Here is an 18552-nt window from a genome sequence, read left to right as displayed (position 1 = left end):
CGCGATGTCCGAACAGTCGCCTCCGCCACAGCAGCCCACGCCCGGTCGCCGCCGGGCCGGTAAGCCCACGGGTGGGCCGGCCGGTAGCCCCACCGGCGGGTCCGCGGGCCGGTCGTTGCCCGGCGCCCTGGAAGGCCTGCGCGCCAAGCTCGACAAGGGCCCGCTGTCCGCGCCGACCCTGCGCTGGGGTCTGCTCGCGGTCGCCGTCGGCGCCCTGGTGGCCGCGCTCATCACCGTCGCCGTCTCCGGCTTCCACGCCGGGCGGGTGGAGGCGCACAATCCGGGCTCGGCCTCGCCCACCGGCGCGGTCGCGGGCGAGGCCTTCGGCACCGCCAAACAGGGCGACTGCCTGGCCTGGTCCAAATCCAATGCCAGCGATCTGGTGAAGGTGGACTGCGGCGACAAGCATCTGTTCGAGGTCACCGCCGATATCGACCTGAGCAAGTACCCGGGCGTCGAATTCGGTCCCGGATCGCGGTTCCCGGATTCGCTGCGCTTCTCCGAACTGCGCGACGAGCACTGCGTCAGCGCCGCCCAGTCCTACCTCGGCGGAAAGTTCGATCCGCGCGGCAAATTCGTGGTCGGCCTGATCAATCCGGGCGAGGCCGGCTGGAAGGCGGGCGAGCGCACGCTGCGCTGCGGGTTGCAGGTCGCGGGCAGTTCCGGCACCGCCACCCATACCGTCAGCGGCAGCGTGCAGAACTCCAACCAGTCCAAGATCTACGACGTCGGCACCTGCATCGGCATCGCCCGCAATCTGCCCACCGATCCGGTGGACTGCGCACAGCCGCACGCCTTCGAGATCGTCTCGACCGTGGATCTGAGCAGTCACTTCAACGGCGGCCCGCCGTCCAAGGACGAGCAGGACCGGTTCATGGAAGAACAGTGCGCCAAGGACTCCACCGACTATCTCGGATCCGAGGACGCGCTGCGCAACAAGACCCTCACGCTGTTCTGGGATTACCTCGACAGCCGCAGCTGGCTGGCCGGCAGCAAGAGCCTCAACTGCATGATCGGCAAGGGCGCGGATCAGGAGGGCTTCGCCGCCATCACCGGATCGGCGCGCGGCGACATCCTGGTCGACGGGCAGGCCCCGGTGCCGCCGCCGAACAACGGCCGCTCCACCCCGCAGCCGCTGCCCGGCGCCGCGCCGCCGGTCATCCCCGCGCCGAGGTAGCCGTGCCGGTCTCCATGTCCGACGATCGTTTCGAGGAACTCGTCGGGGACGCGCTCGATCTCATTCCGCCGGAATTGTCGAAGGCCATCGACAACGTCGTGGTGCTCATCGAACCGCGCAATGAGGAAGAGCCGCAGCTGCTCGGGCTCTATCACGGCATCGCCCTCACCGACCGGGACTTCAGCCACTACGGCGGCGCGCTGCCGGACACCGTCACCATCTACCGCGAGGCCATCCTGGAGATGTGTCACAGCGAAGAAGAAGTGGTCGAAGAGGTGGCAATCACAGTGATTCACGAGATAGCGCACTACTTCGGGATTGACGACGACCGCCTTCATCAGCTGGGATGGGGCTAACTCGCGGCAAACCGGGAACCGATCGAATCCCCGTCGCGTCCAAGCTTCATATCGGGACGCGACTGCGTACCCGGGGGAATCCCGAAGGGAGATCGATCATGGTTGGCCACGTCCTCGTGCAGCCGGAGGTCGTCCTCGCGGCAGCCCTGGAACTCGACCTACTCGCCGAGCGCCTGTCCGCGGCCTCGGCGGCGGCCGGCCCGGCCACCCACGTCCTGCCCTCCGGCACCGAGGAGGTCTCGTTCCTGGCCGCCGGGCATTTCAATCACGCCGCCTTCAGCCATGACCGGGCCGTCGCCCAGGGCATTCTCGAACTGCACCACGCCGCCGCCACGCTGCGCAGCCAGCTCGCGCAGTATCTGATCCAGGACGCGGTGCGCGCCGCCGGCATCGCGGCCATTCAGGTCTAGGGGGAACAATGACGCTGGGAATCACCGGGGTGTTCTGGCTGCCCCGCATGGCGGAACTCAATTCCGTCACCTTGAACGCGGGCGCGCACGCCATTCCGATTGCCGCCGCCAGCACCTCCTGGGGCGTACTCACCGGCGCGTGGGTGGACGCCACCGCCACCGTCGCCCGGGTCATGGCCGAGGTCGGCGTGGGCCTGCAGGGCGTGAACGGCCTCAATGTGCTGGCCCGCCTGTCCGGCTTCACCGTCTGGGCCGAACAGCAGGGCGTCATGGCCGCCGCCATGGCCGCCAAGACCGCCGCCAATGCCACCGCCTACACCGTGGCCTCGATCGCCATGCCGAGCCTGCCGGAGATCGCCGTCGTCGAGGCCGCCCGGGTGGCCGCGTACTCCACCGGCGGCGCGCTCAATGGCACCGCCGAGGCCGCTGAGGCCGCCAAACTGGCCCTCGACATTCGCGCCGCGCTGGTCATGGAGACCTACGAGGCCGCGACCACCGCCATTGTCACCACACCCGGCCAATTCCTCATGCCGCCGCCCATCGCCATGGGCGCGGGTTCCGCCGATGCGGGCGCGGCCGCCAATATGTCCGGCGATCCTGTGCAGGCGGCCCTGGCCACGGCGGCCGGGCTGGCCAATAATCCGGCCGTGATCAGCGCCGTCGCCCAGGCCGCGCAGGTCGCCGGAACCGTGGTGACCAGCGGTGTCAGCACCGCCGGGCAGGTCGCGGGCACCGCCGTGACCGCGGTCGCCAACGGCTTGTCGCAGACCGCAGCCGCGGGCGCCCAACTGCCCATGCTGGCCGGCATGGGTGTGGCCACGGCGGGCGCCGGTGCGGCCGGGGTGAGCACCCGCGCGGTGTCCTTCACCGGTGGCGGCGCGGGCGTGAGCATCGGAAACGGCGGCGGCACACTGAAACTCCCCGAGGGCTGGGGCGCGGGCGCCGGAATCGGCAGCGGCGCAACCCCGGCCGCACCGGTGCTGACCGAACCCGTTGCCGCCTCCCCGAATACCGCCGCGACCGCCCCCGTCCGCTCCGCTAGCACGAGCCCGCTACTCGGCAGCAACCACTCCGGAGACGAGGACGAAACCCACGACGGCAAGGACTACGGGCGCTCGGTGGAGCACTTCGCCGACGGCCGGGTCATCGCACCCGCCGTCATCGGCGGCGACCCGAACGACGCCCGATGACCGTCCTCGGCGCCGGCCGCGGCCCGTCCCTGCTGCGAGCGGTCACCCTGACCCCCGACGAATTGCAGTACCTCCAAGAAACATTGACGATCGACGAGCTGCCCGTGGTGCTGAATGCCATGGGCCGCTACGACAATGCAACCGACCACGACACCGCCATGAGCGCCGCCGCCGAAACCCTCACCGAGCGCGAACTTCTCGACGGCGACCAGGTGCATCCGGAGCTGGCCGAACGCCTGCGCGTACTGTACCGGCCGCACTGGGTGCTCGCCCTGCGCTGGTACGTGAACGGCCAGATCAACCGCTTCTGCCTGGCCAAGGGCGACGATTTCGAAGTGGTCGCCCTGCGCGGCCCCAACTCCTACGTCATCGACGAAGCGGGACACGACCTTCCGGGCACCTTCATGGCGGCCCTCGGCCCGGCCGAACCCCTGGAACTCACCGGAATGAACGCACCCACCGAGGAATTGGCCCCGATCTTCGACGACGCCGGCGACGTAACGACGACAACCAACCGCCTGGCCAAGGTGGGCAATCCGCCCCGTGACGCGAAAACCCTTGCCTCCGCCCTGGTTCAGGTCGACTCCCACGCCGAGATTGTCGGCGTCGTCTACGGCGACGGCACCCGCGACGTGACCGACAACCACATCGCCGTCTTCAACACCCGGCACGGCCGCCTCCTGGCGACAACCAGCCGCGCCGACGACGGCACGAAGTGGACCTCGCTGGCGAGCGGCACCCCTGCCCGCCTGCGCACCGCACTACAAGATCTCATTACGTCGCTTCCGCTGCGACCGGACTTCCCGGCCGAACACACCTGAGCTGAACTCGTCACTCGTCATCCCGACACGCTTTGCCCTGTCTGGTTGTCGCCGCAGTCCTCAGCTGAAGCGACAAGGTACTGATTGGTCTTCTTCGACGAGCCGGTCGATGCCTACCGACTTAGGATGCGGCGGTGCAAATCTCGATGTGGGTTCCATACGAGGAACAGCGGCTCCGCCGCACTCTACGGTTCGTCATGCGTGGACAGTTCAACTTCTACCGCGTCATGGGCGGATTCATTGTCCTACTCGGCCTTTTCATGCTGACGTTGGAGCCCACGAATCCGATCGGCTACTTCTTCGTCGCGCTCGGACTACTGTTCGCGTTCGCGGTGGGACCGCTCACGGTGGCATGGTCGATGCGAATGCAGGCCAGCGCCATCAGGGATGGATCTCATATGACGCTCGACGACGAGTGGGTGACGATGATCTACCCTCTTGTCGAGTCACGGTTTCGATGGGCTGGTCTAGGTCGTGTCATCGAGACACCCGAGGTCTGGTACATCATGTTCGGCAAGCTTCAAGCGGTCACCGTCCCGAAAGAGTTGATGACCGAGGAGCAGCGAGCGGTGTTCTCTTCATTCGTGAATGGTCTGCAACCCATCGGGAAGTAGCTGAGGGGACGAATCACCCGGGCCGCACCAAGACCCTGCTCACCGCCGCGTAGTTCAGCTCCTTCAGCGAACGATGTCTTGGCCAATAGCTCGTAAGACATCTGCGAGCCATACAAGATGGTACGAGAGGGCTCGGTCCTGATTCGTAAGTAGATCCCGCATGTGCTGCCAGGACTCGGATAGTTGGCCGATAGTCAGGTCGGACGGTTCGCTGTTGATGTCATACAGCTGTTCGGCGGGGACCGACCAGAAGTAGTCCTTGTCCAGGGAGACCACCCCCGTCCCTGCAACGGCTTCGACATGGTCGAGAAGCACTTCGAACGACCTGCGCAGCTCAGCAAGGGGCACAAGCAGGGGTTCACCAGTCATGATCACCATCATTGCTGGTGCCCACAGACTGGCGCGCAACTGGCACCTCCGTGCGTTGTGAGGCACATCCCGATTTGAAATATCACCGACCGGGAACTGGTGGCGGGGCCTTCTCGGGGTTTGCCGCCACCAGTTCCCGGTCGACGTCGTTTCAGTTCTGGAGGGTGTCAGCCCATCGGGTCGTCGCCGGTGGGTTCGATGTTGTCGCCGAACGGGGCGGGGTAGCGGCCCCAGCGGGTGCATTCCCAGAGGCCGTCGGAGAACGGTAGGAGTTCGATGGTTTCGGTGTTGTCGAGGTGGTTGTTGGCGGCGAACAGGCGTGGGACGCCGGTGAGTTCGCGGGAGACCAGGCGCATGGCAGCGCCGTGGCTGACCAGGATGATGTCGCCGGCTTCGGAGTCGGTGAGGTATTCGTCGCGGAGGCGTTCCAGGGCCGGGATGTAGCGGTTCAGGACATCGCGGCCGGATTCGCCGCCGGGAACCCGGGTGTCGAGATCGCCGAAATGCCAGGAGTGGTAGATGTCCTGGAAGGTTTCGTGGGCCTCGCGGGTGTTGAGGCCTTCGAGATCGCCCAGTTGGACCTCGTGCAGGTCCTCGAGGACCTCGAGCGGGACGCCGGTGGCGGCCTCGATATAGCTGCCGGTCTGGCGGGCGCGCAGAGCTTGTGAGGAGAACAGCCGCAGGGGCGGCGCGGCCAGGTTGGAGCCGAAGGTTTTCGCCTGTGCCACACCGCGTTCGGTGAGCGGCAGGCCGGGCAGCCGGGTGTCCAGGATCTTGGCGACATTGCCCTCGGTTTCACCGTGCCGCACCAGGATGAGTTTGGCCGTCACAGGTCCGCCACCCCCTTCTTCAGGTCGGCCAGCCAAGCCGCCGCCGGTTCGTCGGCGGGCGGCGGGGTGCCGGTCGGCGCGGTGGCCGGCCAGGATCCGAGGTAGCGGATCCGGGCGGCCGTGCGGTGCAACGCCTTCAGCGCCTCCGCGACCGCCGCGTCGTCGATATGCCCGACACAGTCCAGATAGAAACGGTAGGTGCCCATACCGGTGCGGGTGGGACGCGACTCGATACGAGTGAGATCGATACCGCGCGTGGCGAATTCCGCGAACGCGCGCATGAGCGAACCGGGCTCGTTGGCCAGTTCCAGCACGATCGACGTGCGATCGACGCCGGTGCGCGGCGGCGCCGGCTGCGGCGGCGCGACCAGTACGAACCGGGTCACGGCCTGATCGTGATCGGCGACGCCGGAGGCCAGCACCGACAGGCCCAGGCGCTGTCCGGCCAGCGCGGTCGAGACGGCGGCGTCGGCGTGCCCGGCGGCCACATCCTCGGCGGCCGCGGCATTCGAGGCCGAGGTGTACAGCTCGGCTCCGGGTAGTCGATGCGCCAGCCACATGCGAACCTGGGCGGCGGCCACCGGGTAGGCGGCGACGCGCCGCACATCGGCCAGCTCGGTGCCGGGCCTGCCCAGAATCGTGAACGCCACATCCAATTCGGTCTCGGCGATGATCTGCAACCGGGGACCGACGGCCAGCGCATCGAGGGTGGGCGCGATCGAGCCCTCCACCGAACTCTCGATCGGCACCACCGCGCCCTCGACGCCCGCGGCCCGCACCAGTTCGATCGCGGCGCCCTGGCTGGCCGCCGGGACACGCTCGACAGGCCCGCCGAACACTCCGGTGGACTCGAGTTTTGCGAGGGCCATCTCCGTAAAGGTTCCCGACGGCCCGAAGTAGGCGATACGCGGCACGGCTACGACATTACTTGCGGATCCGGAGTCCTCCCGCGCTTTGGCCGACTCCTCGGTAACAACTCATCCGAGAACGGCGAGCGCGCTGTGCACGGCCTCCGGATCGGCGGTCTCGACGGCGAGCAGGACGGTCCGCAGCGCTTCGACGGCGGGCGGCTTCAGGCCCTTGATGAATTCGATGTCCGGGGTGGTCAGCGCGGTCCGGATGTCCTCGCCGCAGAGCGCGGCGACCGTGGCGGCGACGAGTGCGAGCGCGCGTTCGCCGGAGTCGGTGCGGGCGACGAAACCCGTGTCGCCGTGCGCGATTCGGACCAGGAATTCCGAAACGGCCTCATCGTCCGCATCCGGCTCCAGGACCTCCGCGCCGGCGGGCGCGGCACCGATCGGGCGGACCAGTCCGTCGAGCAGCGTCTGCGCGCCGGTCTTGCCGGGCACGGTCAGTTGCATGAGGACCGGTTCGGGGGCGGGGGCGGAATCGTGCGGCACGAGTTTCACCGTATGCGAGCGGATGGGTTGCGCAAGATCACACCGTCACTTAGCTTAGGTTTACCTAATTTCTTCTCGGAGGTGTGTATGCCCCACGCGGCACCGGCCGTCGCTCCCAATACCGCCGAACGCGTGCACAGCGCCTGTGCCCACGCCGAGAGCGCGGTGCTGGCCCTGCCCGGCCTCGATCCGGTACCCACCTCGGTCCATCTGCTGCGGCAGTGCGGCGACATCGTGGTCGCGGTGCCGTCCACCTCCACCGCCAACCTGCTGGTCGGCGGCACCGGCACCACCGGCTCGCCCGCGGTCCTGGAACTCACCGACCATGCCCCGCTGCCGCTGCGCGAACCCGTGCGCGCCCTGGTCTGGCTGCGCGGCTGGGTGCACGCGGTGCCCGCGCACGCCCAGCGCGCCCTGGCCGCGGCCGTCGCCGAGGACCATCCGAATCCGGCGTTGCTCGATATCGGCCACACCGCCACTCTGCTGCGCCTGGTCGTGGACTCGGCCGTGGTCGCCGACACCGCCGGCGCGGACGCCGTCGACCGCGACCAGCTCCGGGCCGCCCGGCCGGACCCGTTCTGCGCCATGGAAGCGGCCTGGCTGCAGCACCTGCACGCCGATCACGCCGATGTCATCGATCGGCTGGCCCATCACCTGCCCTCCGATATCCGCCGCGGCGCGCTGGTGCACCCGCTGGCCATCGACCGCTACGGCGTCACCCTGCGCGTCGAATCGGCCGAGGCCGATCACGACATCCGGCTGCCCTTCCCGGCGCCCGCCGACGATGTCGAATCCCTCAGCCGCGCCGTGCAAGCCCTCGCCGTCGACCCGTTCCGCCGCGGCCTGCACCGCATCTGACGCCGCACCGCAACCTGCCGCCGCGCCCGGCGGCACCTAGATTGACTGCCATGTCTTCGGCAGCTGAGCCCGCACCCACGTGGCCCGAGCCCGCATCGACCGACCGGCAGCGGCGGGCCATCCGGCTCGAGATCGCGGTGGTGCTGGTGGTCACTTTCGGGCTGAGCGGGGCCAATGCGGCGCTGTCGCTGCTGGAGAGCGCGCTGTCCCCGGGCGGCGTGGGCGGGCAGACCATTGCGCTCAACCCCTCGCGCGCCACGCAGTCGACGATCGATCTGCTGTTTCAGTTCCTGAGCGTGGCGCGGCTGCTCGGCTGGGCGGCGCTGGGGCTGTACCTGTTGTGGCGCAGCGGAATCGGACCGCAGGCGATCGGCCTGGCCCGCCGGCTGCGGTGGCGGGCCGACGTGCTGCCCGGACTCGTGCTGGCGGCGGTCATCGGAATACCCGGGCTGGGCCTGTATCTCACCGCGCACGCCCTGGGCGTGAGCGTCACCATCGTCCCCGGATCCCTCGAATACTGGTGGCGCCTGCCCATGCTGGTGCTCACCGCCTGGGCCAATTCGGCCGCCGAGGAAGTCCTCGTCGTCGCGTACCTGATCACCCGATTGCGCGCGCTCGGCTGGTCGGAGAACCGCTCACTGCTCGCATCCGCTCTGCTGCGTGGCAGCTATCACCTTTATCAAGGTCTGGGCGGCGGGCTCGGCAACCTCGTGATGGGCCTGCTCTTCGGCCGATACTGGCAGCGCACCAACCGTTTATGGCCATTGCTGCTGGCGCACGCGCTCATCGACACCGTCGCCTATCTCGGCTATGCCGCCCTGCGCGGGCACGTCTCCTGGCTGCCGTAATGCGATTGGAATGAACACCCCGAGCGCCCTGATCAGTAGCATCATCGGTGATGAACGGCGACGAACCCCAGCACAATGCACGGTTGCGCCGGGAGCCGCCGCCGGGCTGGGCGGGCCGGCCGCCCCGGCCGAATCCGGGCCCGCCACCGCATGCGGCGCGCGGGCCGCGGCCCGATCCGCTCGGTCCGACCAAGCGACTGCCGCGCGAGGAAGCCGGTCCGGCGCTGGCCTATTCGCAGACGCCTCCGGTGCGCGCTCCGCGCAGTCAACCGCCGCGCAATCAACCGCCGCGGCCGCCGCAGCCGCAGCCGCGCACGCGGCAGCAGCCGCCCCGCTATCCCGACCGCGAGGGCGCGCCCGTGACGCACGCCCCCACCCAGCAACCGGTCCCCTATCGGGAGGCGAGTCCCCCGCCGCCCCCGGTTCCGCCGGGCAGGCGCGAGCGGGGCGGCCGTCCGCCGCGGGAGCCGCGCAAGCGCCGGTACCGCTTCCGCTGGGGGCGGATCATTCTCATGCTGCTGGTGGTGCTGCTGTTCCTGCCCATCGGCGCCGCGATCTACGTGGACCGGAATCTGCAGCGCATCGACGTGCTCACCAAGTACGAGGGCCGGCCCGGCGACACGCCCGGGACGAATTGGCTTTTGGTGGGTTCCGACAGCCGCTCCGGGCTCACGCCGGAGCAGGAACAGGAATTGGCGACCGGCGGTGAGGTCGGGTCCGAGCGGACCGACACCATTCTGCTGGTGCACATTCCGGAGTCCGGGCAGCCGACGCTGGTCAGCCTGCCGCGCGACTCGTATGTGAGCATTCCGGGCTTCGGCAAGGACAAGCTCAATTCCGCCTTCTCCTTCGGCGGCCCGCAGCTGCTGGTGCAGACGGTGGAGGGCGCGACCGGACTGCACATCGACCATTACGCGCAGATCGGTTTCAGCGGTTTCGCCGATGTGGTCGACGCGGTCGGCGGCATCGACATGTGCCTGGACCAGCCCATCAATGATCCGCTGGCCGGAATCGACCTGCCGGCGGGCTGCCAGGAACTCAATGGCGCCAACGCGCTCGGATTCGTGCGCTCCCGCGCCACCGCCAGCGCCGACCTGGATCGCATGCTCAATCAGCGAAAGTTCTTGAGCGCCCTGCTGAAGAAGGCGTCGAGCCCGGCCACCCTGGCCAACCCGTTCCGGGCCTGGCCGCTGATACAGGGCTTGACGAAGGCTTTGAAAGTGGATGACGGAGATCACGTCTGGCATCTGGCCCTTTTGGGCAAGGCGCTCAGCGGCGATCCGGTGGCAACCACGGTCCCGATCGGCGGGTTCACCGATACGGATGTGGGCAATGTGCTGCTCTGGGACAAAGACCGTGCGAGCAGGTTCTTCGAGGCGCTGGAAACCGATGAGCCGATCCCGGCGGACCTCATCACCACGGTCGGAAATTAGGGCATTCGGGGCACTCGTTTTAGGTAATACTTGCCTCAATAAGGCTGTGCTCAATAAGGTTGCACTTGGATGACACGCGGTGTGACCAGGGCTAATGTCGTCCCCATGTCGACCCGCACCCAAACCAAGCGCAGCAAGTTCCACTCCCTGCTGCAGGATCAGATCCGCAACGAATTCAATGCCGAGCACCAGTACATCGCCATTGCACTGTGGTTCGACAATGCCGATCTGCCGATCCTGGCGAAGTATTTCTACAAGCAGGCCGTCGAGGAACGCAATCACGCGATGATGATCGCCCGCTACCTGCTCGACCTGGATATCAGCGTCGAGGTGGCGAACACCGATGCCGCGAAGTCCGAATTCGCGAATGCCAAGGAGCCCATCGCCCTGGCGCTCTCCCAGGAGCAGACGGTCACCGAGCAGATCATCCAGCTCGCCAAGACCGCCCGCGAAGAGGGCGACTACCAGGGTGAGCAGTTCATGCAGTGGTTCCTCAAGGAGCAGGTCGAGGAAGTGTCGACCATGCGCACCCTGCTCACCGTCGCCGAACGGGCCAGTGCGAACCTGTTCGATCTGGAGAATTACGTCTCGCGCGAAATGAGTTCCCCGAGCGATGCTTCCGGCGCTCCGCACGCCGCCGGCGGCGCACTGTAGTTTTTCTTATCACGACAGCCCCGGTCCCTTGCGCTGGACCGGGGCTGTCGCTGATCTACCGGGGAAGGTCGATCATTCCTTGGAGAGGCTGCTGGAAAGAGTGCTAACGAGACCCTTGATCAGCTCGAGAATGGCATCCATTGTTTTCTCCTCATCACTGCCCGGTGTGGTTTCCCCTACCGGCCCCCGACCTTCTGGGGTGATGAGAACGTAACCTAGAACAGGTTGCGAAAAGGGCGTTTTTCAAAAAATTCCCCGGCAAAAACTCCGGGCCACTCGCCAGGAACGGAACCCACCGGCGAGCGGCCCGGAAAGCACAGCTCAGAGCGTCAGCGCAGGGTCACCTGGCGCGAGCGCAGGCCATCGCGCGAGCGACGCTCATCCGAGGTCAGCGGCGCGTCGTTCTTCAGCGCGTCGGCGAGACGAGCGCCGAATTCGCGTGCGGGAGCCTCCCATTCGGTGGCGTGCTTTTCCGGATCAAGATCGAATACCGGAACCAGCAGACCGTGCGTGCGGAAGGAACCCGCGAAACGGGAGCCCTCGCCCAGGTGCAGACCGCCGGCCGCGTGCAGGCGCGCCAGCGCCAGCATGAGCGCATCCTCGTCCTCGGGCCGCACCCAGCGCAGATGCGCCTTCTCTCCGGCGTCCACCCACCAGGCCGCGCCGATGCCGTCCGCGCCCAGATTCAGCCGGGCCGAGGGCATGATGGCCTGATTGGCCTGTTCGATGGTGGCGGCCACCTGCGGGTCGGGGGTGACGCCCTCGGGCACCCACCAGTTGAAGTCCTGGTGCACGGTGAGATCCAGGGCGGCGCCGGCGTCGAGCACCTCCGAAAGACCCGGCACCCCATCGGTACTCGCGGCGGCCAGCGATTCGCCCGGCTCCGCGGACTGGGTCCAGAGGATCGCGTTCGCCAGATCGGCGGCGGGATCACCGGATTGGAACTGCACCTGCGTGCCGACGAAACCGGTGGCCTCGTCCCCGGCCCGCACCAGCGCGGCCACCGCACCGGGCAGCACGGTGGCGAGGGTGACCGCACGCTCGGCGGCGACATTCGGCGACAGCTTCAGCGTCGCGGTCGCGGACGGCACGAACTCCCGTAGCGCGACGAGATCGCATTCCGCGGCCAAGCCCTCGAACGGGCGCGTGACGGTCTGCGCGGCCTGCTCCTGCGCGGCGCGGCGTGCGGCCAGCTTCTGCGCCCGGTTGCTGTCCGGCTTGGGACTATTCCGCTTGCTCTTACCCATAGCAGGCAAAGCTACAGGCTGAACTACGCGGCGGTGAGCAGGGTCTTGGTGCGGCCCGGGTGATTCGTGGCGACCCAGCTGACGCCGAGGTCGGCGCACAGCTTGACGTCGTCCGGATCGTCGACGGTCCAGCAGTAGGTGGCGCGGCCCGCCGCGGCGGCGCGGTCCACCAGGTCCGGGTGCTCGCGCAGGGAACGGACCGAGGGGCCGATTGCGGTGGCGCCCACGGTGGTTGCGGCGCCGCCCGCGAGATACAGCGAGGACTCGCCGAGCAGGACGGTGGGTAGCAGCGGGGCGGCGCGGCGGATGCGCCAGACCGCGGTCGCGGCGAAGGACATGACCACCGCGCGGGAGTGGTCGGCGGAGGCGGGGGTGGCGATGCCGTAGCGCTGCAGTTCGTTCAGGAGGGTTGTCTCGACCAGGGCGCCGTAGCGGACCGGGTGCTTGGTCTCGATGAACAGCTTGGTGGGGCGGCTCTTCCAGTCCAGGACGAGTTCGATGAGCTGCGCCAGGGTGAGGATGGCGGCGGGCTCGCCCGCGGCGCCGAAGTCGAGGGCCTCGAGCTCGTCGAGGGTCATCTCGCTGACCGCGCCGGTGCCCGAGGAGGTGCGGTCCACGGTGCGGTCGTGCACGCACACCAGATGGCCGTCCTTGGTGAGCCGGACATCGCATTCGACGCCGTCGGCGCCTTCCCGCAACGCGAGTTCGTAAGCGGCGAGGGTGTGTTCGGGACGCGCCGCCGACGCTCCCCGGTGCGCGACCACGAACGGTGCGCGATTGGCCGAGCTCACTTCGCCAATACCTCCTCTTGCTCGCGTTCCGGCGCAACGCCGGAATTCGCGGGCGCGGAATCCGGATTCGATGCGGTGGCCTCATCATTCCCGACGGCGGCGGCGGGCGCGCGTCCGGTGGAAACCGCGCCCGCGCCCGGCTGCACGGGTTCGATGACCGGTTCCGGCCCGGCGGGGGCGATCAACCAGCGCTTCACGGTCAGTTCGCGACCGCGCAGATCCTCTCCGGCGAAGGCGCGCACCACCCACAGCGTGAGCACCGCCACCCCGGCGGCGACCAGATTCGTCCATACGGTGAACAGCACGCCGTCCGCCTCGACCTGGAGCGACCCGGCGAACTTGTACAGCAGCGCGATCACGACGAGAGCGCCATTGAGAACCCAAGCGCCCCACCAGATCCGCACCACGCGCAGCAGGCCGCCGGCCTCGGAGCGCACCCGCGCGGCCTCGGTCAGGAAGACGCCGGGGAAGATCAGGTTCACGCCGGGCACCAGGCAGCCCAGGGCGAGCGAGCGCGGCGAGCGCGGATCCTGTTCACCGGCAGCGGTATACGCCGCCCGCCGGGTCCGGGTCAGCCAGGCGACCAGCGCCACCGCGCTCACCAGCGCGAACACCAGCGCCAGCACCCCCGAAACGAGCACGGCCGCATCGGATCCCCACACCACCCAGGGATGGATCAGCCGGGTGCGATTGCGCAGCAGGATGCCGTAGCGCAGCAGTTCGGCCAGCGCCGCCAGGCCGAAGACCACGGCGGTGAGCGTGAGCAGCCGGGGAATTCGCGCTGCCAGGCGGTCGAGCCGGCGCTGCGGTGCGACAGCCTGCTGCGGCGGCCGGTCCTGCAGTCCCCAGCGCGGAATCTCGGTGTAGCGCGGCGTTTCCGGGCTCATCGCGCGCCGCGGCGGAGTCCGATCAGGATGGGCCCTGCGGCCCGGCGGGCGCGCCACCCAGCGGTAGTTGCGGCGTTCCGGCGGCGCGTCCACCGGCGCCGGTGAGAGCAGGACGCCGTGGCAGCGCGGGCACCAGTGCAGCGGCTTGCCCTGCACGGCCCAGCGGGCGCCGCACCGGGCGCAGGGCTGTACGACCGGCGAGCGCGAGTCGGCCACGTGTCCCCCGTTCACTAGTAGATCTTCGGCTCGTCGCCGTCGCCAGCGAGCGGGCGCCCGGTCTGCTGCCAGGCCACCATGCCGCCGGTGACCTGCACCGCCTCGAAGCCGACGTGATTCAGGTAGCGCACCACTTCCAGGGAACGGCCACCTTGCCGGCAGATGACGTAGATCTCGGCGTCGTAGTCCAATTCGTCGATGCGGGCGGGCACGTCGACCATGGGAATGTGGATGGCGCCGGGCGCGTGCCCGAGCCGCCATTCGTCGTCCTCACGGACATCCAGCAGCAGTGCGGTGCCCAGGCCGGACTCGGCGGCATCGAATTCCGCAGGCACGGCGTCGATCGGAACCGAGGGGACATGGGGACTGGTCACACTTTCGATCCTGCCACGGGCGTCGCGGAGCTGTGCAGTTCTATCCGGGTACGCGGCAGTCCGGCCGGGAGTTATCCACATAATCCACAACCTGATCCACAGCTTCAGACCTGTCCTGATTGTCCTTGTATGCCGGGTGCTTCGAGGGTAGGCGCGCCGGTCGGCGCGCGAAAACCGGAAATCCCTGGACCTGCCAGGGCGAATCGGTAGCCTGGCGCTATGACCGCGCACAGGGGGCTACTCGACGGACTGGATATCACCGGACTCAACACCGCACTCTCCGAGGCGACCTGCCTCGGTGTGGATGTCGACGCGGCGGCCGGCACGCTCCGGCTGGAACTCGACGTCCTGACCCTGCCCGTCGACGGCCCGCCGCCGGACGGCTGCGATGTATATCTGACCCTCACCGGCGTCAGCCGGATCGCGGCCTCGTTCCGCATGCAGCGCTGGGACGACCTGGAACCGGTCATCCTGCCGCTCACCGTGGACGGCCTGCACGACGCGGTCAGCAGCTTCGGCGGCGGCGCATTGCACGGCTGGGAATTCCTGGATCTCGACGACAAGGCCTGGACGCAGTGGCGCAAACTGCTCAGCTTCGACACCACCCTCGGTGACCGGCCGGCCGCGCACATGCTCGAGTTCTCCCAGGAGGAGGGCATCGATCCGCGCGAACTGGATGTGCGGGTCTGGTTCGAGGGCATCACCGTGCAGGACAAGCAGGGCAATGACATTCCCGTCGACGAGTTCATCGCCGGCGGCGTGCGGTGGTGGAAGGCCCACGACGCCAACGACCCCCGCACCCAGAAGCCGAATATCGTGCCGCCGCTGTAATTTCGTGGCCTGATCACGCCGGTGTCGCGAAAGCGCCAGGGCCGTTCCGCTCGCGCGGGACGGCCCTTCGCCGTGCCCGCCATGGCAATCACGGCCGATTCCAAAGATTGAGAAAGCTCCGGGCGGACCGGAATGTAGGGGGAGAAAGCCCGGTTGCACCGGAGCGGGTGTACGAATGAAGGTTGGGTGCGCCACGGCAATCGCCGGCAGGGCACACTAAGCCCCGACACTGAGGAAGGGACATCGTGGCTGTTTACACGCTGCCAGATCTGGATTACGACTACAGCGCCCTGGAGCCGTTCATCTCCGGGCAGATCAACGAGCTGCACCATTCGAAGCACCATGCCGCTTACGTGGCCGGCGCCAATGCCGCGCTGGAGAAGCTGGAGGCCGCCCGGGAGTCCGGCGACCACGCCGCCATCTTCCTGAACGAGAAGAACCTGGCCTTCCACCTGGGCGGGCACGTCAACCACTCCATCTGGTGGAAGACCCTGTCCAAGGACGGCGGCGACAAGCCGGTCGGCGACCTGGGCGCCGCCATCGACGACCAGTTCGGGTCCTTCGACAAGTTCGTCGCGCAGTTCTCCGCGGCCGCCAACGGCCTGCAGGGCTCCGGCTGGGCCTGGCTGGGTTACGACACCCTGGCCGGCAAGCTGCTCACCTTCCAGCTCACCGACCAGCAGGGCAACGTGCCGCTCGGCATCATCCCGCTGCTCGGCCTGGATATGTGGGAGCACGCCTTCTACCTGCAGTACAAGAACGTGAAGGCCGACTACGTGAAGGCGTTCTGGAACGTCGTCAACTGGGCCGAGGTGCAGGACCGCTTCGCCCGCGCCGTGAACCAGGGCAAGGGTCTCATCTTCGGCTGAGCAGCTCAGCCGGGCTTCGTGGGGGGCAAGCCCCGCTCCCGGACCCGCACGGCCCGCGAACCTACTGGTTCGCGGGCCGTTGCTGTTTCTGCCCCCGGTGCGGTTGCTAGCACTCACTGGTACTTGTGTGCCAGTTCGTTGTGGGTACAACCTGGTGGTCAAGGGTTGGTTGGGCAGAGCCGCCCCCGGATCGCTCGGGAGGCACACAATGAGCGACCAGATCGGTGTGATGCCGTTTCAGGCGCGCGGGTCGTTGCGCGGGTTCGTGATCTCCGGGCGGTGGCCGGATTCGACGAAGGAGTGGGCGCAGGTGCTGGTGCTGGCGGTGCGGGTGGCCAGTTTGCCGGGGTTGTTGCCGACCACAACGGTGTTCGGGGCGCGGGAGGAGCTGCCCGACGAGCCGCAGCCGGGGATGGTGGGGCTGGTGATCGCGGAGGGGACGGTGCTCGGGGAGGAGGCGCTGGCGCCCGGGAAGTTTGCCGAACATGTGCCACCGGCCCTGATCATGTTGCATCCGCCGCGGGAGACGCGGCCTACGCTGCCGGAGTGCACGGGTGCCGCTTCCGGGTGCCTGCTGCTTCCGGGGCTGCCGCATCTGGGGTTGGAGCATCGGGCGGCGTGGGTGGAGACCGACTCCGACGGGGCGGTGACCTCCATGGTGAGCCGGGTGGGGGTGGACCCGATCAGCGATCCCGACACCGCGGTTCTGGCCATGCTGCTGGCGGCGTGAGGGTGGCGGGAACGCCCGCGTAAGGGTTCCCGAAGAATCCCGGCAGTGTCTCCAAACTTATTGTGCGCATTGCGATTTCGGTTACGCGCGTTTGCAGGCGCCGGATTTGCCCGATAGAGTGGCGGACAGCGAAGGGGAGTAGCCCCCAATCACGCAGTCGACATACTGGTCCATCGCGGATCCGGCTGCGTGAACCGGAGTCATCCGGTGGGCGAGACCTTCGGCCGATGACAACCAAACCGATTTACCGGTGCGGGTGTCGGCTGAAGCGCCCCCGCATTCTCAGCCGGCAGGCCGGAGACCTTGGAGCTGAGAAGAAATGATCGCCACGATTTTGCTGAGTTTCGGCGCGCTGTTCCTCGCCGAACTGGGCGACAAGTCGCAGCTGATGGCCCTGACCTTCGCGCTGCGCTATCGCTGGTGGGTCGTGCTCAGCGCCATCACCGCGGCGAGCGTGCTGGTGAACCTCATCGCGGTGGGCGTCGGCCATTTCCTCGGCGCCGCGCTGCCGACCACTGTCATCGCCGCCTTCGCGGCCGCCACACTGATCGGCGTCGGCCTGTGGACCCTGCGCGAAACCCTGCCCGGTCGCGAGTCCGAGGACGGGACGGCTGCCGCGGCGCCGCAATCGACGTCGCGATCCGCCTTCTTCGTGGTGCTGTCGGCCTTCCTGCTGGCCGAACTCGGCGACCGCACCATGTTCGCGACCATGGCCCTGGCCACCAAGAACGGCTGGCTGGCGGTGTGGATCGGTTCGGTGGCCGGCATGGTCGCGGCGGGCGGGCTGGCCATCCTGATCGGCGTCACCGTGGGCAAGCATCTGCCCGAACGGCTCATTGCCATCGCCTCGGGGCTGCTGTTCCTCTACTTCGGCGGCATGACGCTGCTGGACGCCTTCGCCGACGGCCTCGGCACGCCCGCGGTGCTCACGCTGGCGGCGGTATTGCCGGTGCTGGCCGGGCTGGCGCTGGCGCTGCTGCGCCGCCGGGCCTCACTCGCCCAGCGGCGCGCTGCCGAAGAGTTCCCCGCTGCGCCGGACCAGGTCGAGCAGCGGCTCACGTAGCGAGCGCAGGCCGTCGATATCGCCCACCGCGATGCGCGCGGTGACCATGGCGCTCAGCGCGGCCACCAGGGTCTGGCAGGCGAAACGCTGTTCCTCGGATTCCGCGCCCAGGGTGTCGGCGACCATGGCCACGAAGGTTTCCTGCAATTGGGTGCGGCGGGCAATGGCCTCGGCGCCGACCGCGTACACCTCGACCAGGAACAGGCGGGCGTAGGCCGGTTGTGCCGCAAGGGCATCCAGGTAGGCGGTGAGCAGGCGCTCGATGCGCTGGATCTGGGTCTCGCCCTCGGGCCCCTCGGTGCTGGCGGCGAGCACACCGGCCAGCAGCAGTTCCACGGTGCGTTCGAAGGCGGCCTCGAAACAGTGCTCCTTGGAACGGAATTGCTCGTAGAAGGTCTCCCGGGAGACGCCCGCCCGCTTGATGACCGCCGCCACCGGCGTTCCGACATAACCGTTCTCGGCCATGGCCTCGGCCATGGCGAGCAGGATGCGGTCGCGCTGGGCCGCGACCACGGTCTCCCGGGGCAGACCGTGGCGGCCGCGGGGCAGCTGGCGGGCGGTGACAGCCGAATCGGTCATGGGGC

At 68.3% G+C, this 18552-nt stretch carries 23 protein-coding genes; 14 read left to right on the top strand and 9 right to left on the bottom strand.

Annotated elements, in window-relative coordinates:
• Positions 1 to 4 precede the first annotated feature (4 nt).
• The 6 genes from ACYQ5L_RS00505 to ACYQ5L_RS00480 all read left to right on the top strand — a co-directional run bounded on the left by ACYQ5L_RS00505 (position 5) and on the right by ACYQ5L_RS00480 (position 4568).
• On the top strand, positions 5 to 1177 hold the full coding sequence (locus ACYQ5L_RS00505; protein WP_459954851.1) for a septum formation family protein: 1173 nt from the start codon (positions 5 to 7) through the stop codon (positions 1175 to 1177).
• A 2-nt stretch (positions 1178 to 1179) separates the two neighbouring features.
• On the top strand, positions 1180 to 1533 hold the full coding sequence (locus tag ACYQ5L_RS00500; protein ID WP_459954850.1) for a metallopeptidase family protein: 354 nt from the start codon (positions 1180 to 1182) through the stop codon (positions 1531 to 1533).
• Between the two features lie 98 nt (positions 1534 to 1631).
• Positions 1632 to 1943, top strand: coding sequence for a PE domain-containing protein (locus ACYQ5L_RS00495; RefSeq protein ID WP_379193924.1), 312 nt, complete (start codon positions 1632 to 1634; stop codon positions 1941 to 1943).
• Positions 1944 to 1951: 8 nt separating this feature from the next.
• Entirely contained in the window at positions 1952 to 3133 is a 1182-nt protein-coding gene (locus ACYQ5L_RS00490; RefSeq protein WP_459954849.1) for a PPE domain-containing protein, read from the top strand.
• A complete protein-coding gene (locus ACYQ5L_RS00485; protein ID WP_459954848.1) occupies positions 3130 to 3954 on the top strand; it encodes an ESX secretion-associated protein EspG in 825 nt (274 codons plus the stop codon). Before ACYQ5L_RS00490 ends, ACYQ5L_RS00485 begins: the two co-directional genes overlap by 4 nt.
• A 134-nt stretch (positions 3955 to 4088) precedes the next feature.
• Positions 4089 to 4568 carry a YcxB family protein gene (locus ACYQ5L_RS00480; RefSeq protein ID WP_459954847.1) on the top strand — a complete coding sequence of 160 codons (480 nt, stop codon included), beginning with the start codon at positions 4089 to 4091 and terminating at the stop codon, positions 4566 to 4568.
• A 63-nt stretch (positions 4569 to 4631) separates the two neighbouring features.
• On the opposite strand, the gene ACYQ5L_RS00475 is transcribed toward ACYQ5L_RS00480, so the two are convergent.
• From ACYQ5L_RS00475 to ACYQ5L_RS00460, 4 genes are all read right to left on the bottom strand, one after another.
• Positions 4632 to 4976, bottom strand: a complete 345-nt coding sequence (locus ACYQ5L_RS00475) for a hypothetical protein (RefSeq protein WP_459954846.1) — start codon at positions 4974 to 4976, stop codon at positions 4632 to 4634.
• Positions 4977 to 5104: 128 nt separating this feature from the next.
• Positions 5105 to 5767 (bottom strand): histidine phosphatase family protein, encoded by a 663-nt coding sequence (locus tag ACYQ5L_RS00470; protein WP_459954845.1) that lies wholly within the window; start codon positions 5765 to 5767, stop codon positions 5105 to 5107.
• Complete coding sequence (gene pheA / locus ACYQ5L_RS00465; RefSeq protein ID WP_459954844.1) at positions 5764 to 6681, bottom strand: prephenate dehydratase; 918 nt, start codon at positions 6679 to 6681, stop codon at positions 5764 to 5766. Before pheA ends, ACYQ5L_RS00470 begins: the two co-directional genes overlap by 4 nt.
• 63 nt (positions 6682 to 6744) lie before the next feature.
• Positions 6745 to 7167, bottom strand: coding sequence for a hypothetical protein (locus ACYQ5L_RS00460; RefSeq protein ID WP_459954843.1), 423 nt, complete (start codon positions 7165 to 7167; stop codon positions 6745 to 6747).
• An 87-nt stretch (positions 7168 to 7254) separates the two neighbouring features.
• Here ACYQ5L_RS00460 and ACYQ5L_RS00455 point away from each other — a divergent pair, with 87 nt between their 5' ends.
• From ACYQ5L_RS00455 to ACYQ5L_RS00440, 4 genes are all read left to right on the top strand, one after another.
• The gene (locus tag ACYQ5L_RS00455; RefSeq protein ID WP_459954842.1) at positions 7255 to 8025 is read left to right on the top strand and encodes a DUF2470 domain-containing protein; all 771 of its coding nucleotides are present in this window, start codon (positions 7255 to 7257) and stop codon (positions 8023 to 8025) included.
• Between the two features lie 50 nt (positions 8026 to 8075).
• Positions 8076 to 8873, top strand: a complete 798-nt coding sequence (locus ACYQ5L_RS00450; RefSeq protein ID WP_459954841.1) for a CPBP family intramembrane glutamic endopeptidase — start codon at positions 8076 to 8078, stop codon at positions 8871 to 8873.
• A 50-nt stretch (positions 8874 to 8923) separates the two neighbouring features.
• Positions 8924 to 10306: an LCP family protein gene (locus ACYQ5L_RS00445; RefSeq protein ID WP_459954840.1), complete on the top strand. Its 1383-nt coding sequence runs from the start codon at positions 8924 to 8926 to the stop codon at positions 10304 to 10306.
• 105 nt (positions 10307 to 10411) lie between these two features.
• Positions 10412 to 10960, top strand: a complete 549-nt coding sequence (locus ACYQ5L_RS00440) for a ferritin (RefSeq protein WP_459954839.1) — start codon at positions 10412 to 10414, stop codon at positions 10958 to 10960.
• Positions 10961 to 11289: 329 nt separating this feature from the next.
• On the opposite strand, the gene ACYQ5L_RS00435 is transcribed toward ACYQ5L_RS00440, so the two are convergent.
• Genes ACYQ5L_RS00435 through ACYQ5L_RS00420 form a run of 4 tightly spaced genes read right to left on the bottom strand, consistent with a single transcriptional unit; the run spans position 11290 to position 14475 of the window.
• Positions 11290 to 12207, bottom strand: a complete 918-nt coding sequence (locus tag ACYQ5L_RS00435; RefSeq protein WP_379193914.1) for a DUF5926 family protein — start codon at positions 12205 to 12207, stop codon at positions 11290 to 11292.
• 23 nt (positions 12208 to 12230) lie between these two features.
• Entirely contained in the window at positions 12231 to 12998 is a 768-nt protein-coding gene (locus tag ACYQ5L_RS00430) for a glycerophosphodiester phosphodiesterase (RefSeq protein WP_459954838.1), read from the bottom strand.
• Entirely contained in the window at positions 12995 to 14101 is a 1107-nt protein-coding gene (locus ACYQ5L_RS00425; protein ID WP_459954837.1) for a DUF4328 domain-containing protein, read from the bottom strand. The genes ACYQ5L_RS00430 and ACYQ5L_RS00425 overlap by 4 nt, the downstream gene beginning before the upstream one ends.
• A gap of 14 nt (positions 14102 to 14115) precedes the next feature.
• On the bottom strand, positions 14116 to 14475 hold the full coding sequence (locus ACYQ5L_RS00420) for a rhodanese-like domain-containing protein (RefSeq protein ID WP_459954836.1): 360 nt from the start codon (positions 14473 to 14475) through the stop codon (positions 14116 to 14118).
• 219 nt (positions 14476 to 14694) lie between these two features.
• Between ACYQ5L_RS00420 and ACYQ5L_RS00415 the strand changes: the two genes are divergently transcribed.
• The 4 genes from ACYQ5L_RS00415 to ACYQ5L_RS00400 all read left to right on the top strand — a co-directional run bounded on the left by ACYQ5L_RS00415 (position 14695) and on the right by ACYQ5L_RS00400 (position 17968).
• On the top strand, positions 14695 to 15306 hold the full coding sequence (locus tag ACYQ5L_RS00415; RefSeq protein WP_459954835.1) for a hypothetical protein: 612 nt from the start codon (positions 14695 to 14697) through the stop codon (positions 15304 to 15306).
• A gap of 245 nt (positions 15307 to 15551) precedes the next feature.
• Positions 15552 to 16175 carry a superoxide dismutase gene (locus ACYQ5L_RS00410; protein ID WP_379193909.1) on the top strand — a complete coding sequence of 208 codons (624 nt, stop codon included), beginning with the start codon at positions 15552 to 15554 and terminating at the stop codon, positions 16173 to 16175.
• A gap of 208 nt (positions 16176 to 16383) precedes the next feature.
• Positions 16384 to 16905, top strand: coding sequence for a peptidase (locus ACYQ5L_RS00405; protein ID WP_379193908.1), 522 nt, complete (start codon positions 16384 to 16386; stop codon positions 16903 to 16905).
• 319 nt (positions 16906 to 17224) lie between these two features.
• Positions 17225 to 17968: a TMEM165/GDT1 family protein gene (locus ACYQ5L_RS00400; RefSeq protein ID WP_459954834.1), complete on the top strand. Its 744-nt coding sequence runs from the start codon at positions 17225 to 17227 to the stop codon at positions 17966 to 17968.
• Here the strand turns inward: ACYQ5L_RS00400 and ACYQ5L_RS00395 are convergent.
• Positions 17897 to 18547 carry a TetR/AcrR family transcriptional regulator gene (locus tag ACYQ5L_RS00395; protein WP_459954833.1) on the bottom strand — a complete coding sequence of 217 codons (651 nt, stop codon included), beginning with the start codon at positions 18545 to 18547 and terminating at the stop codon, positions 17897 to 17899. The genes ACYQ5L_RS00400 and ACYQ5L_RS00395 overlap by 72 nt on opposite strands.
• Positions 18548 to 18552 lie beyond the last annotated feature (5 nt).

The organism is Nocardia sp. IFM 10818 (assembly GCF_054655275.1).
Note: the sequence above shows the minus strand (reverse complement) of the source record. Positions and strands in the feature narration are given on the sequence as shown.